The 14,773-nt window shown below is 72.5% G+C and carries 13 protein-coding genes and 1 riboswitch; of the genes, 7 read left to right on the top strand and 6 right to left on the bottom strand.

Going from position 1 to position 14,773, the window contains the following annotated elements; genetic code table 11:
* Nucleotides 1-77: 77 nt before the first annotated feature.
* Nucleotides 78-1,253: an NAD(P)/FAD-dependent oxidoreductase gene (locus ACIQNG_RS30455; RefSeq protein ID WP_401489499.1), complete on the bottom strand. Its 1,176-nt coding sequence runs from the start codon at nucleotides 1,251-1,253 to the stop codon at nucleotides 78-80.
* Nucleotides 1,254-1,548: 295 nt separating this feature from the next.
* A riboswitch (TPP riboswitch) is annotated at nucleotides 1,549-1,660 on the top strand.
* Between ACIQNG_RS30455 and thiO the strand changes: the two genes are divergently transcribed.
* The 5 genes from thiO (at nucleotide 1,658) to ACIQNG_RS30430 (ending at nucleotide 7,136) form a co-directional block, all read left to right on the top strand.
* Nucleotides 1,658-2,884 (top strand): glycine oxidase ThiO, encoded by a 1,227-nt coding sequence (gene thiO / locus ACIQNG_RS30450; RefSeq protein WP_401489445.1) that lies wholly within the window; start codon nucleotides 1,658-1,660, stop codon nucleotides 2,882-2,884. Its footprint overlaps the riboswitch before it by 3 nt.
* Entirely contained in the window at nucleotides 2,881-3,105 is a 225-nt protein-coding gene (gene thiS / locus ACIQNG_RS30445; RefSeq protein ID WP_401427033.1) for a sulfur carrier protein ThiS, read from the top strand. The genes thiO and thiS overlap by 4 nt, the downstream gene beginning before the upstream one ends.
* A 3-nt stretch (nucleotides 3,106-3,108) precedes the next feature.
* On the top strand, nucleotides 3,109-3,903 hold the full coding sequence (locus ACIQNG_RS30440) for a thiazole synthase (protein WP_401427031.1): 795 nt from the start codon (nucleotides 3,109-3,111) through the stop codon (nucleotides 3,901-3,903).
* Between the two features lie 235 nt (nucleotides 3,904-4,138).
* Entirely contained in the window at nucleotides 4,139-6,100 is a 1,962-nt protein-coding gene (gene pknB, locus ACIQNG_RS30435; RefSeq protein WP_401489443.1) for a Stk1 family PASTA domain-containing Ser/Thr kinase, read from the top strand.
* A gap of 127 nt (nucleotides 6,101-6,227) precedes the next feature.
* Nucleotides 6,228-7,136, top strand: coding sequence for a deoxyribonuclease IV (locus ACIQNG_RS30430; protein WP_401489441.1), 909 nt, complete (start codon nucleotides 6,228-6,230; stop codon nucleotides 7,134-7,136).
* A gap of 40 nt (nucleotides 7,137-7,176) precedes the next feature.
* On the opposite strand, the gene ACIQNG_RS30425 is transcribed toward ACIQNG_RS30430, so the two are convergent.
* Nucleotides 7,177-7,809, bottom strand: a complete 633-nt coding sequence (locus tag ACIQNG_RS30425; protein ID WP_401489439.1) for a sulfite oxidase-like oxidoreductase — start codon at nucleotides 7,807-7,809, stop codon at nucleotides 7,177-7,179.
* A gap of 186 nt (nucleotides 7,810-7,995) precedes the next feature.
* On the opposite strand from ACIQNG_RS30425, the gene bfr reads away from it, so the two are divergent.
* Nucleotides 7,996-8,478 (top strand): bacterioferritin, encoded by a 483-nt coding sequence (gene bfr, locus ACIQNG_RS30420; RefSeq protein ID WP_401489437.1) that lies wholly within the window; start codon nucleotides 7,996-7,998, stop codon nucleotides 8,476-8,478.
* A 62-nt stretch (nucleotides 8,479-8,540) separates the two neighbouring features.
* Here the strand turns inward: bfr and ACIQNG_RS30415 are convergent, their stop codons facing one another.
* Together ACIQNG_RS30415 and ACIQNG_RS30410 are read right to left on the bottom strand one after the other, a co-directional pair.
* Complete coding sequence (locus ACIQNG_RS30415) at nucleotides 8,541-8,789, bottom strand: bacterioferritin-associated ferredoxin (RefSeq protein WP_401427021.1); 249 nt, start codon at nucleotides 8,787-8,789, stop codon at nucleotides 8,541-8,543.
* Between the two features lie 187 nt (nucleotides 8,790-8,976).
* Nucleotides 8,977-10,329, bottom strand: coding sequence for a class II 3-deoxy-7-phosphoheptulonate synthase (locus ACIQNG_RS30410; RefSeq protein WP_401427019.1), 1,353 nt, complete (start codon nucleotides 10,327-10,329; stop codon nucleotides 8,977-8,979).
* Between the two features lie 308 nt (nucleotides 10,330-10,637).
* Between ACIQNG_RS30410 and ACIQNG_RS30405 the strand changes: the two genes are divergently transcribed.
* A complete protein-coding gene (locus tag ACIQNG_RS30405) occupies nucleotides 10,638-12,533 on the top strand; it encodes an anthranilate synthase family protein (protein WP_401489434.1) in 1,896 nt (631 codons plus the stop codon).
* Here the strand turns inward: ACIQNG_RS30405 and ACIQNG_RS30400 are convergent.
* Complete coding sequence (locus tag ACIQNG_RS30400) at nucleotides 12,485-13,492, bottom strand: 2-hydroxyacid dehydrogenase (RefSeq protein WP_401427010.1); 1,008 nt, start codon at nucleotides 13,490-13,492, stop codon at nucleotides 12,485-12,487. The genes ACIQNG_RS30405 and ACIQNG_RS30400 overlap by 49 nt on opposite strands.
* A 90-nt stretch (nucleotides 13,493-13,582) precedes the next feature.
* Nucleotides 13,583-14,611 (bottom strand): 6-phosphofructokinase, encoded by a 1,029-nt coding sequence (locus tag ACIQNG_RS30395; RefSeq protein ID WP_401427808.1) that lies wholly within the window; start codon nucleotides 14,609-14,611, stop codon nucleotides 13,583-13,585.
* Nucleotides 14,612-14,773 lie beyond the last annotated feature (162 nt).

Raw genomic sequence — 14,773 nt, 5'->3', positions numbered from 1 at the left:
CCGGGCGCGCTCCCGTGCCCTCCGACGCCCCCGGGAGCGCCCGGGATCCGCCCGGGATCCGCCGGTCGGAGCGGCTCTCAGCCCGTCACCGTGGCCGACTTCAAGGGTTTCGTCGGGTCCGCCAGCCGTTCCGGGTCCAGCGCGGCGCCGCTCTCGATCAGCCGCCGGCCCTGGGCCAGATCCCTCGGGCGGCCCACCGCCAGGAGGGCGACGAGACGATTCTCACGCAGCCAGCACACCGACCAGGCGGGGCCGTCCGGGTCGCCGCGCCACAGGGTGGTGTCGGCGCCCCGGTGGTGGCCGGCGTACTGCACGAAGCGGCCGAACTGCTCGGACCAGAAGTACGGCACCGGGTCGTAGACGGCGTCGGTCAGCTCGCCCTCGACGATGTGCGCGGCGACCGTGCGGGGCCCCTGGAGGGCGTTGTCCCAGTGGTGGATCAGCAGCCGCTCGCCGTAGCGGGCGGACGGGAAGGAGGCGCAGTCGCCGACGGCGTGGACGTCGGGGACGGAGGTGCGCAGCCGGGCGTCGGCGACGACCTCGCCGTAGGCGCCCAGCGCGATGCCGGAGTCCGCGAGCCAGGCCGTGGCGGGGCGGGCGCCGACCCCGACGACGACCGCGCCGGCGGCGATCCGGGTGCCGTCGTCCAGGACGACCGCGCCGGGCTCGACCCGCTCCACGCGCGCGTGGGTGCGCAGAACGGTGCCGCTGTCGGCGTACCAGGCGGCCATCGGCGCGGCCACCTCGGCGGGCAGCGCCCCGGCGAGCGGACGGTCGGCGGCCTCCACGACGGTCACCGCGCAGCCCGCCTCGCGCGCGGCGGTGGCGAACTCGGCGCCGATCCAGCCCGCGCCGACCACCACGATGTCGTGCTGGGCGGCGAGGACCGGGCGCAGCCGGGCGGCGTCGTCCAGGGTGCGCAGCAGATGCACGCCGGGCACGCCCTCGGTGCCCGGCAGCCGGATCGGTTCGGCGCCGGTGGCCAGCACCAGGGCGTCGTAGGGCACGGGGCCGGCCTCGGTGTCCAGCTGGTGCTCCGCGGTGCGGACGCCGGTCACCTCGCGGCCGAGTCTCAGGTCGATGTCGAGGGACTCGAAGTCGACGTCGAAGGCGGAGTCCTCGGCCTTGCCGAGCAGGACGGCCTTGGAGAGCGGGGGGCGGTCGTAGGGCTGATGGGGTTCCGCGCCGATCAGGGTCACGGTGCCGGTGAAGCCCTGTTCGCGCAGTGCCACCGCGGTCTGCACACCGGCCATGCCGGCGCCCACCACGACCACGCGCCGCGGCCCCGTCGCCGCTGTTCGCCCTCTGTCGTCGCTCACCTGATCACCATAGTCAGGTGCCGAACGGACCGTCAGCGGGTGCGCGCGCGTGACATCCCGCACACCACCCGGCCGCAGGGAACGCACGGCGCGCTCGGTGCGCTCGGCGTGCTCGGCGTGCTCGGTGCGCTCGGTGCGCTCGGTGCGCTCGGCGGCGGACCTACCGAAAGTCCGTCGCGGGTGCGGGCTCTCTTACAGAGGCACGGGACCAAGAGCTAGGCTGCCCGTGTAAAGCACTCGCGGGAGCCCGGACGCACCGGGCTGAGAGGGAGGCTGGCGGCCTCCGACCGTACGAACCTGATCCGGGTCATGCCGGCGAAGGGAGGGGCTGAACGCCCGTGTCGTCCTCCACGCACCGCACCACCCCGTCCGCCCGTACGTCCGCCCGAGCACCCGCTCGTCCGTCCGGCAGCGCGTCGGACGTCCTCGTCGTCGGGGGCGGGATCATCGGTCTGGTCACGGCCTGGCGGACCGCCCGGCGCGGGCTCGCCACGGCCGTCGTGGACCCCGAACCCGGCGGCGGCGCCGCCCAGGTGGCGGCCGGGATGCTCGCCGCCGTCACGGAACTGCACTACGGCGAACAGACCCTGCTCGGCCTCAATCTGGCCTCGGCCCGCCGCTATCCGGAGTTCACGGCCGAGCTGAGCGACCTCACCGGGCAGGATCTCGGGTACCGCCGCTGCGGGACGCTCGCGGTCGCGCTGGACGCCGACGACCGCGCCCACCTGCGGGAACTGCACGCCCTCCAGCAGCGCTCGGGGCTGGAGTCGCAGTGGCTGTCCGGGCGGGAGTGCCGCCGCCTGGAGCCGATGCTCGCGCCGGGTGTCCGCGGCGGGCTGCGGGTCGACGGGGATCACCAGATCGACCCGAGACGGCTCACGGCGGCCCTTGTGGCGGCCTGTGAGCGCTCCGGAGTGGTCTTCCACCGGGAGTGGGCCGAACGGCTCGTCACGGCCCGGGAGCGGGCCACGGGGATCGTCACCCGCGACGGCACCGCGCTGGCGGCCGGCCAGGTGGTGCTCGCCGCCGGGAGCCTCAGCGGGCGCCTCGCGGGCGTCCCGGACGCCGTACGGCCTCCCGTGCGGCCGGTGAAGGGGCAGGTGCTGCGGCTCACCGTCCCGCGCGCGTACGCCCCGTTCCTGAACCGGACCGTCCGCGCCGTCGTCCGCGGCAGCCAGGTCTATCTGGTGCCGCGCGAGAACGGCGAACTCGTCGTCGGCGCCACCAGCGAGGAACTGGGCTGGGACACCACGGTGACCGCGGGCGGTGTCTACGAGCTGCTGCGCGACGCCCACGAACTGGTCCCCGGCATCACCGAACTGCCCCTGACGGAGACCCGCGCGGGACTGCGCCCCGGCTCCCCCGACAACGCGCCGCTGCTCGGCCCGACCGAGCTGCCCGGACTGCTGCTGGCCACCGGGCACTACCGCAACGGGGTGCTGCTGACCCCGGTCACCGGGGACTCGCTGGCGCACGCCCTGGTCACCGGTGAACTGCCCGAGGAAGCCCGCCCCTTCACGCCCCGGCGGTTCACCGCCGCAGCCCTCCTGGAGCAGCCCGTATGAACACCCGGCTCACGGTGTCCGTCACCATCTCCGTCAACGGGGAGCCCCGCGAGGTGGCTCCCGGCACGGCGCTCGACGCCCTGGTGCGCGCCCTCGCCCCGGCGCCCTCCGGGGTGGCCGCCGCCGTCAACGAGACCGTCGTCCCGCGGGGCCAGTGGCCCACGACCGCCCTGAGCGAGGGCGACCGGGTCGAGGTCCTCACCGCCGTCCAAGGAGGCTGACCCATGGCCGACGATCCCTTCGTCCTCGGCGGTACGTCCTTCTCCTCCCGGCTGATCATGGGCACGGGCGGGGCGCCCAGCCTGGACGTCCTGGAACGCGCGCTGGTGGCGTCCGGCACCGAGCTGACCACGGTCGCCATGCGGCGGGTCAACGCCGCGGTGCACGGCTCGGTGCTGTCGGTCCTGGAGCGGCTCGGCATCCGGGTGCTGCCCAACACGGCGGGCTGCTTCACCGCCGGTGAGGCCGTGCTGACCGCCCGGCTGGCCCGCGAGGCGCTCGGCACCGACCTGGTGAAGCTGGAGGTCATCGCCGACGAGCGGACCCTGCTGCCGGACCCGATCGAGCTGCTGGAGGCCGCCGAGACGCTGGTGGAGGACGGCTTCACCGTGCTGCCGTACACCAACGACGACCCGGTCCTGGCCCGGAAGCTGGAGGACGCGGGCTGTGCGGCGATCATGCCGCTGGGCTCCCCCATCGGCTCCGGGCTCGGTATCCGCAACCCGCACAACTTCCAGCTGATCGTGGAGCACGCGCGCGTACCGGTGATCCTGGACGCGGGCGCGGGCACCGCCTCGGACGCGGCGCTGGCGATGGAGCTGGGCTGCGCGGGGGTGATGCTGGCGTCGGCGGTCACCCGCGCCCAGGAACCGGTGCTGATGGCGGACGCCATGCGGCACGCGGTGGAGGCGGGCCGGCTGGCCCGCCGCGCGGGCCGGATCCCGAAGCGGCACTTCGCGGAAGCCTCCTCCCCGCAGGAGGGCCGCGCCCACCTGGACCCGGAACGGCCGGCGTTCTAGGGTCTGCCGTTCGGATCAGCCCGGCGACGCGGCGTCGGCGACCGACGACAACGCGGCTGGGGGTGCCCCCACGCCTTGGGGCAGTGGGGGAGCGTGCCGGAACCGCGACGCCGGGATGATCCCGCACGACGGGCCCCGGCGGTCGCTCTCCGGCCGGGTCACAGCTCTGCTGCAGTCCGTCACCGGGGCGGTGGAGCGGGCGGGGCTGTCGGTGGCGGCTCGTAGACTCACCTGCGTGGACACGACCCTCCAGGACCCTCTGATCGGGCAGTTGCTCGACGGCCGGTACCGCGTCGAGGCGCGGATCGCGGTCGGCGGGATGGCCACGGTCTACCGGGCCGTGGACACCCGCCTCGACCGGGTGCTCGCGCTGAAGGTGATGCACCCGACGCTGGCCGCGGACGGCACCTTCGTCGACCGGTTCATCCGGGAGGCCAAGTCCGTCGCCCGGCTCGCCCACCCGAACGTGGTGCAGGTCTTCGACCAGGGCACCGACGGGTCGTACGTCTATCTCGCCATGGAGTACGTCGCCGGCTGCACCCTGCGGGACGTGCTGCGCGAGCGCGGGGCGCTCCAGCCGCGGGCCGCGCTGGACATCCTGGAGCCGGTGCTGGCCGCGCTGGGCGCCGCCCACCGCGCGGGGTTCGTGCACCGCGACATGAAGCCGGAGAACGTCCTGATAGGGGACGACGGCCGGGTGAAGGTCGCCGACTTCGGCCTGGTGCGGTCGGTGGACGCGGCGACCGCCACCACCGGCACGGTGCTCGGCACGGTCTCCTATCTCGCCCCGGAGCAGATCGAGCACGGCACGGCCGACGCGCGCGTGGACGTGTACGCGTGCGGTGTCGTGCTGTTCGAGATGCTCACCGGTGGCAAGCCGCACGCCGGGCAGACTCCCGCGCAGGTCCTGTACAAGCACATCCACGACGACGTCCCGCCGCCCTCCGCGCGCGTGCCGGGGCTGGCGTACGAGCTGGACGAACTGGTGGCCACGGCGACCGCGCGCAACGCGGACGTCCGGCCGTACGACGCGGTGGCGCTGCTCGCGCGCGTGCGCGAGGCGCGGGCAGCGCTGAGCGAGGCCCAGCTCGACGCGGTGCCGCCGCAGGCCACCTCGGCGGAGCACGACAATGCCGAGGACCGTACGAGTGTGATCCCCCGTTCGCTGACCGTGCCCCGGCCGCTGCCGGTGAACGAGGACCACGCCGACCACGCGGGCTACGCGGACGGCGCGGCCGAACCGGCGGGGTTCCGGCACACCAGCAGGCTGGCGGCCACGCCGCCCCCTCCCCCGCGCCGGCGCACACCCCGGCAGCGGCGGGCGACGCTCACCGTGATCGCGGCGGTGCTGCTGGTGTTCGGGCTCGGCACGGGCGTCTGGTACATCAACTCGGGCCAGTTCACCGAGGTGCCCCGGGTGCTGGGGCAGTCCGAGGCCGAGGCGCGGGACCGGCTGACGGAGGCGGGCCTGGACGTGGGCGAGGTGAAGCACGCCTTCAGCGACGCCTACGAGCGGGGCACGGTGATGGGCACCGACCCGGAGCCGGGCCACCGGATCCGGCAGAACGACGCGGTGGGCATCACCGTGTCCGACGGCCCGGAGACCGTGCGGGTGCCCGATCTCCAGGGGATGGCGCTGGACCGGGCGAAGGACCTGCTCAAGGAGGAGGGCCTGGAGCCGGGCATGGTCACCCGCGAGTTCCACGCCACGGTGGCCAAGGGGTCGGTGGTCCGCAGCGAGCCGACCGGCGGCACCGAGCGGCGCGCGGGTTCGGCGGTCGCCCTGGTCGTCAGCAAGGGCAGCCCGGTGGACGTCCCGGACGTCACCGGGGAGGAGCTGGAGAGCGCCCGCGCGCTGCTCCAGGAGGCGGGCCTGGAGGTGAAGGTCGCGGCCGAGCGGGTCAACTCCCAGCTGGAGGCCGGTCAGGTCGCGAGCCAGTCCCCGGGCGACGGCACCCGCGTGGCCGAGGGCGACACGGTCACCCTGACCCTCTCCAAGGGCCCCCGGATGATCGAGGTCCCGGACGTGGTCGGTGACAGCGTGGACGACGCCAGGGGGACGCTGGAGGGCGCCGGGTTCCAGGTCAAGGAGGACCGGGGCATCCTCGGTCTGTTCGGCGACACGGTCGACGACCAGTCGGTGAAGGGCGGCGAGTCGGCCCCCGAGGGCTCGACGATCACCCTCACCATCCGCTGACCCGCTGACCCGCTGTACCCGCTGACCCGCTGTACTCGCCGAGCCGCCGAAGCGCGGAACGGGCGGAACGGGCGGGACGGGCGTACCGGGGCATCGGGCCCCTCCGCCCCCGTGAAACCCTGGCCGGGTGAACGCTCAGCAGTCCGTCGCGGCGCCCGGCACCCCCTCCGGCCGTCTCCGCCTCCGCAACCCCGTCGGCAGCCATGTCCCCGTGGCCGGTGGTCTCGCGCGCGTGGGGCTCGCCTACGCGCGTGACCTCAAGGCGGAGACGGTGCAGGTCTTCGTGGCCAATCCGCGCGGGTGGGCCACCCCGGTGGGCGACCCCCGGCAGGACGAGACGTTCCGGGCGGCCTGCGCGGCCGAGTCCGTCCCGGTGTACGTGCACGCGCCCTATCTGATCAACTTCGGCTCCCACACCCCCGAGACCGTCGAGCGCTCCGTGGCGTCGCTGCGGCACTCGCTGCGGCGCGGCCGGGAGATCGGCGCGCTCGGTGTGGTGGTGCACACGGGCAGCGCGACGGGCGGGCGGGAGCGGTCGGTGGCGCTGGCGCAGGTCCGCCGGTATCTGCTGCCGCTCCTGGACGAGCTGACCCGGGACGACGATCCGTTCCTGCTGCTGGAGTCCACCGCCGGGCAGGGTTCCTCGCTGTGCGCGCGGACCTGGGACTTCGGGCCGTATTTCGAGGCGCTGGACGCCCATCCCCGGCTCGGGGTCTGTCTGGACACCTGCCACGTCTTCGCCGCCGGGCACGACCTGACCGGCCCGAGCGGGATGCGCCAGACGCTGGATCTGCTGGTGGACACCGTCGGCGAGGGGCGGCTGAAGCTGATCCACGCCAATGACTCCCAGGACGTGGTGGGCGCCCGCAAGGACCGGCACGAGCGGATCGGCGCGGGCCGGATCGGCGCGGAGCCGTTCCGGGCACTGATGGCCCACCCGGCGACCGAGGGCGTCCCGCTGATCCTGGAGACACCGGGCGGCAAGGAGGGCCACACGGAGGACGTGGCCCTGCTGAAGCGGCTGCGCGCGGGCTGAGCCCGGCCGTCGGCCCGCCACCGCCCGGCGCCGCGCGAGGTCAGAGTTCCGGACCCTCCCCGGGCCCCTCCTGGTAGGAGTACCGCTGTTCCTTCCAGGGGTCGCCGATGTTGTGGTACCCGCGCTCCTCCCAGAAGCCGCGCCGGTCGGCGGTCATGTACTCGACGCCCCGGACCCATTTGGGCCCCTTCCAGGCGTACAGGTGCGGCACGACGAGCCGCAGCGGGAAGCCGTGCTCGGCGGTGAGCAGCTCACCGTCCTTGTGGGTGGCGAAGATCGCGCGCTCGGAGCGGAAGTCGTCCAGCCGCAGATTGGAGCTGAAGCCGTACTCCGCCCACACCATCACATGGGTGACATCGTTGGCGGGCGGTGCCAGCTCCAGGACGGTCCGGGCCGGTATGCCGCCCCACTCGGCGCCGAGCATGCTGAACTTCGTCACACAGTGCAGATCGGCGGTCACGGTGGTGTAGGGCAGGGCCGTGAACTCCTCGTGGTTCCAGCAGTGCTTCTCACCGTCGGCGGTGGACCCGAAGACCCTGAACTCCCAGCGCTCGGGCCGGAACTTGGGCACCGGTCCGTAGTGGGTGACGGGCCAGCCCCGCTGCAGGCGCTGCCCCGGCGGAAGCTCGGAACGTACCGCTTCTCCTGATTCTCGTTCCACCGGCTGACCCATGCCTTCCATCCTGACAGACCCGGGGGGCTGCACCTGACCAGGCCGGTCCAGAATCGGGCAACTCACGCCAAACAAGACTAAGCATGCCCTTACTTACTAAGTACGCACTTACTGGACGATCTTCGACGCCGGTGCAATCATGCGGCGGCACCCTCCCCCGTCCCTTACGCGGAAGGAGCCTCTGCGATGCAGGGCGACCCCGAGGTCATCGAATTCCTCAACGAGCAGCTGACCGGTGAGCTGACCGCGATCAACCAGTACTTCCTGCACGCGAAGATGCAGGAGAACTTCGGCTGGTACAAGCTCGCGAAGTACACCCGGCACGAGTCCTTCGACGAGATGAAGCACGCCGAGGTGCTCACCGACCGGATCCTGTTCCTGGAGGGGCTGCCCAATTACCAGCGGCTGTTCCATGTGCGGGTGGGCCAGACCGTGCGGGAGATGTTCGAGGCGGACCGGCAGATCGAGGTCGAGGCGATCGACCGGCTCAAGCGCGGTGTCGACGTGATGCGCGCCAAGGGCGACATCACGTCCGCGAACATCTTCGAGTCGATCCTGGAGGACGAGGAGCACCACATCGACTACCTCGACACCCAGCTGGAGCTGCTGGAGAAGCTCGGTGAGGCGCTCTACCTCTCGCAGATCATCGAGCAGCCCGAGACCAGCTGAGCCGCCCCGTCACGCCGATCGGGCCGGTCGGGTCATCCCGCCGGTCAGGCAGGTCAGGCAGGTCAGGCCGCCTCGTCCAGCCCGGCGCCCTCGCGCCGCAGCACCTCGGAGAGGACCGGCCTGCCCTGGTCGGCCAGCTCCCGGCGGGGGCACGCGCCCCGGCCGAGGAGGGCCTGGATCCGGCGTACGCAGGAGCCGCAGTCGGTACCGGCCTTGCAGGCGGAGGCGATCTGGCGGGGCGTACAGGCGCCGTCCGACGCATGCTGCTTCACCTGCTGCTCGGTGATGCCGAAGCAACTGCACACGTACACCTGGTCCACCTCCCGTCGGGATCGACAAGCCGATGCGACAAGCCGGGTTCGATCAAGGTCATGCCGTCCCGATGATCGGTGAGGCAAACCTAACCTTACCCGGCCCGTCGCAGTCGCAAAAGTGGGGTGGGGCGGGGATCGTATGTGATCCCCGCCCCACCCCGCCGTAGGTCACCCGGCGTGATCGTCACTGGTCGCGGTACATCTCCGCGACGAGGAAGGCCAGGTCGAGGGACTGGCTGCGGTTGAGCCGGGGGTCGCAGGCGGTCTCGTAGCGCTGGTGGAGATCGTCCACGAAGATCTCGTCGCCGCCGCCCACGCACTCGGTGACGTCGTCACCGGTCAGCTCCACATGGATGCCGCCCGGGTGGGTGCCCAGCCCCTTGTGGACCTCGAAGAAGCCCTTGACCTCGTCCAGCACGTCGTCGAAGCGGCGGGTCTTGTGACCGGAGGCCGCCTCGAAGGTGTTGCCGTGCATCGGGTCGGTCACCCAGGCGACCGTGGCGCCCGACGCCGTGACCTTCTCCACCAGGTCCGGGAGCCGGTCACGGACCTTGTCCGCGCCCATCCGGACGATGAAGGTCAGCCGGCCCGGCTCGCGGTCCGGGTCCAGCCGCTCGATGTACTGGAGCGCGTCCTCGGCCGTCGTGGTCGGTCCGAGCTTGATCCCGATGGGGTTGCGGATCCGGGAGGCGAACTCGATGTGGGCGTGGTCGAGCTGGCGGGTGCGCTCACCGATCCACACCATGTGCGCGGAGACGTCGTAGAGCTGCCCGGTGCGGGAGTCGACGCGGGTCAGCGCCGTCTCGTAGTCCATGAGCAGCGCCTCGTGGGAGGCGAAGAACTCGACCGTCTTGAACTCCTCGGGGTCCGTCCCGCACGCGTGCATGAAGTTCAGCGCGTTGTCGATCTCCCGCGCGAGCTGCTCGTAGCGCTGGCCGGAGGGCGAGGAGCGGACGAAGTCCTGGTTCCAGGCGTGCACCTGGCGCAGGTCCGCGTAGCCGCCGGTGGTGAAGGCGCGCACCAGGTTCAGCGTGGAGGCCGAGGCATGGTACATCCGCTTCAGCCGCTCGGGGTCCGGGATCCGGGCCGCCTCGGTGAAGTCGAAGCCGTTGACCGAGTCGCCCCGGTAGGTCGGCAGCGTCACCCCGTCGCGGGTCTCGGTGGGCTTGGAGCGCGGCTTGGAGTACTGGCCGGCGATCCGGCCCACCTTCACGACCGGCACGGAGGCGGCGTACGTCAGCACGGCGCCCATCTGGAGCAGGGTCTTCAGCTTGCTGCGGATATGGTCCGCGGACACCGCGTCGAACGCCTCGGCGCAGTCGCCGCCCTGGAGGAGGAACGCCTCTCCCTTGGCGACGGCCGCCATCCGGGCGCGCAGCTGGTCGCACTCGCCCGCGAAGACGAGCGGCGGATACGTCTCAAGGTCCGCAACGACTGCGCGCAGAGCCTCAAGGTCGGGGTACTCGGGCTGCTGCGCCGCGGGCAGGTCTCGCCAGGTGTTGCCAGCGCTCGCGCTGGTCTTAGCGTTCACGGTCACGCCACAACCCTACGGTGTCCACCGGGGGTGCCCGGCCCGTGCCCAGCAAATGAGACACGCCGTTCGGGCGGTGGACGGTCCGGGTCCCGGCGTGGCCGGCGGGCGCGGCGGCGGACATGGGGTAGGGTGCCCGGCATGTTCGCGCACTCGTACCGCACCTGGTGGTGGACCGCTCCTCCGGCGGCCCGCTGACTGCGCGTACCCAGACTCGCGAAGGCCGCCCCGAGGGGCGGCCTTCGGTGTTCCCGGGCCGTTCCTCTCCGTATGGACCCGCCGATCGAGGCGGAGGAACGAGGAACCGAGGAACCATGGACCTGACCCGGTCGCTCCACGACCTGCTCCACGACGACCGCCCCTTCGCCCTGCTGCGCCGCCGCACCCCCGGCCACGACCACGACACCGTCGAGGTGCTGGTCGGACCGGTGACGGCGTACGAGCGGCTGGCCGAGCTGCCCGGCACCGCGCTGGCGCTGATCCCCTTCCGGCAGATCCGTGAACGCGGCTTCGACGTCCGCGACGACGGCACCCACCTGCTGGCCCTCACCCCCGAGGAGACCCACACCCTGCCCCTCGCGGACGCCCTGGAGCGGCTCCCGGCCCACCCGGTGCGGGTCGAGCGCGGCGGCTTCGACCTCGGGGACGACACGTACGCGGAGATCGTCGGGCGGGTGCTGCGGGACGAGATCGGGCGGGGCGAGGGCGCCAACTTCGTGATCCGGCGGACGTACGAGGGGGAGATCCCGGGGTTCTCGCGCGCGGACGCGCTCGCCCTGTTCCGGCGGCTGCTGGCGGGTGAGCGGGGCGCGTACTGGACGTTCGTCGTGCACACCGGGGAGCGGACGCTGGTGGGGGCCAGCCCCGAGGTGCATGTCCGGATGTCGGGCGGGACGGTGGTGATGAACCCGATCAGCGGGACGTACCGCTACCCCGCCGAGGGGCCCACCCCGGAGCATCTGCTCGGCTTCCTCGCCGACGGCAAGGAGATCGAGGAGCTGTCGATGGTGGTGGACGAGGAACTGAAGATGATGTGCACGGTCGGCGACCGGGGCGGGGTGGTCGTCGGGCCCCGGCTCAAGGAGATGGCCCATCTCGCGCACACCGAGTACGAGTTGCGCGGGAAGTCCTCGCTGGATGTGCGGGAGGTGCTGCGGGAGACGATGTTCGCGGCGACCGTCACCGGCTCCCCCGTGCAGAACGCCTGCCGGGTCATCGAGCGGTACGAGAGCGGCGGACGCGGCTACTACGCGGGCGCCCTCGCCCTGCTCGGCCGGGACTCGGGCGGCGCCCAGACCCTGGACTCCCCCATCCTGATCCGCACCGCCGACATCGACGCGGCCGGACGGCTGCGGGTGCCGGTCGGCGCCACCCTGGTACGCGGCTCGGACGCGGCGGGCGAGGTCGCCGAGACCCACGCGAAGGCGGCCGGGGTGCTGGCGGCCCTGGGGGTACGTCCGTCCCGGCCGGCGCCGCGGACCGCGCGGCCCGAGCTGGCCGACGACCCCCGGGTGCGGGCGGCGCTGGACGGGCGGCGGGCGTCCCTGGCGCCGTTCTGGCTGCGGATGCAGGAGCGCGGCGACGCCCTGTCGGGGCACGCCCTGGTGGTCGACGGGGAGGACACCTTCACCGCGATGCTGGCGCACGTCCTGCGCTCCTCGGGGCTGGCGGTCACCGTCCGCCGCTACGACGAACCCGGTCTGCGGGAGGCGGTCCTGGCCCACGGGGGCGGCCCGGTGGTGCTCGGCCCGGGGCCCGGCGACCCGCGTGATCGGACCGACCCCAAGATGCGCTTCCTGCGCGGGCTGACCGCCGAGGTGCTCCGCACCCACCGCGCCGGGGTGCTCGGCCTGTGCCTCGGGCACGAGCTGATCGCGGCCGAGCTGGGGCTGGACCTCGTACGCAAGGAGGTGCCCTACCAGGGGGCGCAGACCACGATCGACCTGTTCGGGCGGGAGGAGACGGTCGGCTTCTACAACAGCTTCGTGGCGCGCTGCGACGACGAGGCGGCGGCGGAGCTGGCGGCCCACGGGATCGAGGTGAGCCGGACGCCGGGCGGGGAGGTGCACGCGCTGCGCGGGCCGGGCTTCGCGGCGCTCCAGTTCCACCCGGAGTCGGTGCTGTCGCTGAACGGGGCGGGGGTGGTGGCCGAGCTGGTGGGTCAGCTCCGCGGCACCAGCACGTTCGCCGAGCGGCGCCCGGCCAGGTAGTCGCGGATGTTGCCGACGGTGGTGTCGACGATCTGACCGACGGCGTCCTCGGTGTAGTACGCCTGGTGGGAGGTGACCAGCACGTTGGGGAAGCCCACCAGACGGGCCAGGGTGTCGTCGGTTAGCGGTTCGAGGGACTTGTCGAGGAAGAACAGGCCCGCCTCCGCCTCGTAGACATCGAGGCCGACCCCGGTGAAGCGGCCCGCGCGCACCTCGGTCACCAGGGCGGCGGTGTCGATGAGGCCGCCGCGGCTGGAGTTCACCAGGATCGCGTCGTCGCGCATGGTCTTCAGCGCGGCGGCGTCGATCAGCCGGTGGGTCGCGGGCAGCAGCGGGACATGCAGGCTGACCAGGTCGGACTCGGCGAGGAGCCGCTCCTTGGGGACGTACTCCATGCCGAGGTCGAGACAGGCCGGGTTCTCCGCGATGTCCCAGCCGAGCAGCCGCATGCCGAAGCCGTGCGCGATCCGCGCGAAGCACTCGCCGATCTTCCCGGTGCCGAGGACACCGGCGGTACGGCCGTGCAGGTCGCGGCCCATCAGCCCGTCGAGACGGAAGTCGAAGTCCCGGGTGCGGGTGGAGGCCCGCACGATCCGCCGGTTGACGGCCATGGCGAGGGCCCAGGCGAACTCGGCCACGGAGTACGGCGAGTAGAACGACACCCGGGCGATGGTCATGCCGAGCCGCTCGGCGACCTCCAGGTCGATGTTGTTGAAACCGGTCGAGCGCTGGGCGACCAGCTGGGTGCCGCCGGCCGCGAGGGTCTGGAGCACCCGCGGGCCGAGATCGGCGTTGACGGAGGTGGAGATGGCCTCGTACCCGTGGGCGATGGGCGCGGTGTCGGCGTTGAGGAAGACATCCAGACAGCGCACCTCGTGCTCGCCCTGGAACGCCTCGCGGAACGCCCGTTCGATGAGCGGCTTCTCGTCGGCCTGCACACCGAAGGCGAGGATCTCCATCTGCTGTTCTCCCGTTCCGCTCGGCCATGACCGAATATACGGCGCACGGCCGAGCGGTGCCGGGTCTCCCGCCGGGGACCGGTCGGGGGGTCAGCCGAAGAACACTCCGACCTCGTCGTACAGCGTCCGGTCGACGGTCTTCAGCCGGGCCGTGGCGTCGGCGAGGGGCACCCGCACGATGTCCGTGCCGCGCAGGGCGACCATCGTGCCGAAGTCGCCGTCGCGCACGGCGTCGATGGCGTGCAGTCCGAAGCGGGTGGCGAGCCAGCGGTCGAAGGCACTGGGCGTGCCGCCGCGCTGGACATGCCCGAGGACCGTGGTGCGGGCCTCCTTGCCGGTGCGCTTCTCGATCTCCTTGGCCAGCCACTCGCCGACCCCGGACAGCCGGACATGGCCGAAGGAGTCCAGCGACTCGTCCTTGAGCACCATGTCGCCGTCCTGCGGGCTCGCGCCCTCGGCGACCACCACGATCGGGGCGTACGACGCCCTGAAGCGGGAGGTCACCCAGGCGCACACCTGCTCGATGTCGAACCGGTGCTCGGGGATGAGGATGACATTGGCGCCGCCCGCGAGGCCGGAGTGGAGGGCGATCCAGCCGGCGTGCCGGCCCATCACCTCCACGACCAGGACCCGCATATGGGACTCGGCGGTGGTGTGCAGTCGGTCGATCGCCTCGGTGGCGATGTTCACGGCCGTGTCGAAGCCGAAGGTGTAGTCGGTGGCGGACAGGTCGTTGTCGATGGTCTTGGGAACGCCGACGCAGGGCACGCCGTGTTCGTCGGTGAGCCGGGCGGCGACCCCGAGGGTGTCCTCCCCGCCGATCACGATGAGCGCGTCCACCTCCTGCTCGGCGAGGGTCTCCTTGATCCGGCTTATACCGCCCTCCTGCTTGAGGGGGTTGGTGCGCGAGGAGCCGAGTATCGTGCCGCCGCGCGGCAGGATGCCGCGCACCGTGGGAATGTCCAGCCGGATGGCGTCGCCCTCCAGCGGTCCGCGCCAGCCGTCCTTGTAACCGGTGAACTCGTAGCCGTACTCCTGCACGCCCTTGCGGACGATGGCCCGGATGACGGCGTTGAGCCCCGGGCAGTCGCCGCCCCCGGTCAGTACGCCGACGCGCATGGATTCCCGCATGGAATGTCCCTTCGCTGCGGTTGCCGTGTGCCGTGCGTGTGCTGTGCCGTGTACTGCTGGGCATCACGCTAGTGGTGATACAGGTCACTTCGGCAGGGCTCGGAGGGGCGCTTCCGGGGCTTGCGGGGCGTGGGGCGGGAGGTGGGGCGG

Origin of the sequence: Streptomyces sp. NPDC091377 (genome assembly GCF_044757045.1) — a bacterium.
Taxonomy (GTDB): Bacteria; Actinomycetota; Actinomycetes; order Streptomycetales; family Streptomycetaceae; genus Streptomyces.
The sequence above is the reverse complement of the archived record's forward strand: the minus strand, read 5'-3'. Positions and strand labels throughout refer to the sequence as shown.

Bases quoted from the DNA above. Each gene is read 5' to 3' on its own strand.
- ACIQNG_RS30455 (WP_401489499.1), bottom strand. From the start codon at position 1,253: ATGGCCGGTGTGCAGACCGCGGTGGCACTGCGCGAACAGGGCTTCACC.
- thiS (WP_401427033.1), top strand. From the start codon at position 2,881: ATGAACACCCGGCTCACGGTGTCCGTCACCATCTCCGTCAACGGGGAG.
- ACIQNG_RS30440 (WP_401427031.1), top strand. From the start codon at position 3,109: ATGGCCGACGATCCCTTCGTCCTCGGCGGTACGTCCTTCTCCTCCCGG.
- ACIQNG_RS30425 (WP_401489439.1), bottom strand. From the start codon at position 7,809: ATGGGTCAGCCGGTGGAACGAGAATCAGGAGAAGCGGTACGTTCCGAG.
- bfr (WP_401489437.1), top strand. From the start codon at position 7,996: ATGCAGGGCGACCCCGAGGTCATCGAATTCCTCAACGAGCAGCTGACC.
- ACIQNG_RS30405 (WP_401489434.1), top strand. From the start codon at position 10,638: ATGGACCTGACCCGGTCGCTCCACGACCTGCTCCACGACGACCGCCCC.
- ACIQNG_RS30400 (WP_401427010.1), bottom strand. From the start codon at position 13,492: ATGGAGATCCTCGCCTTCGGTGTGCAGGCCGACGAGAAGCCGCTCATC.
- ACIQNG_RS30395 (WP_401427808.1), bottom strand. From the start codon at position 14,611: ATGCGCGTCGGCGTACTGACCGGGGGCGGCGACTGCCCGGGGCTCAAC.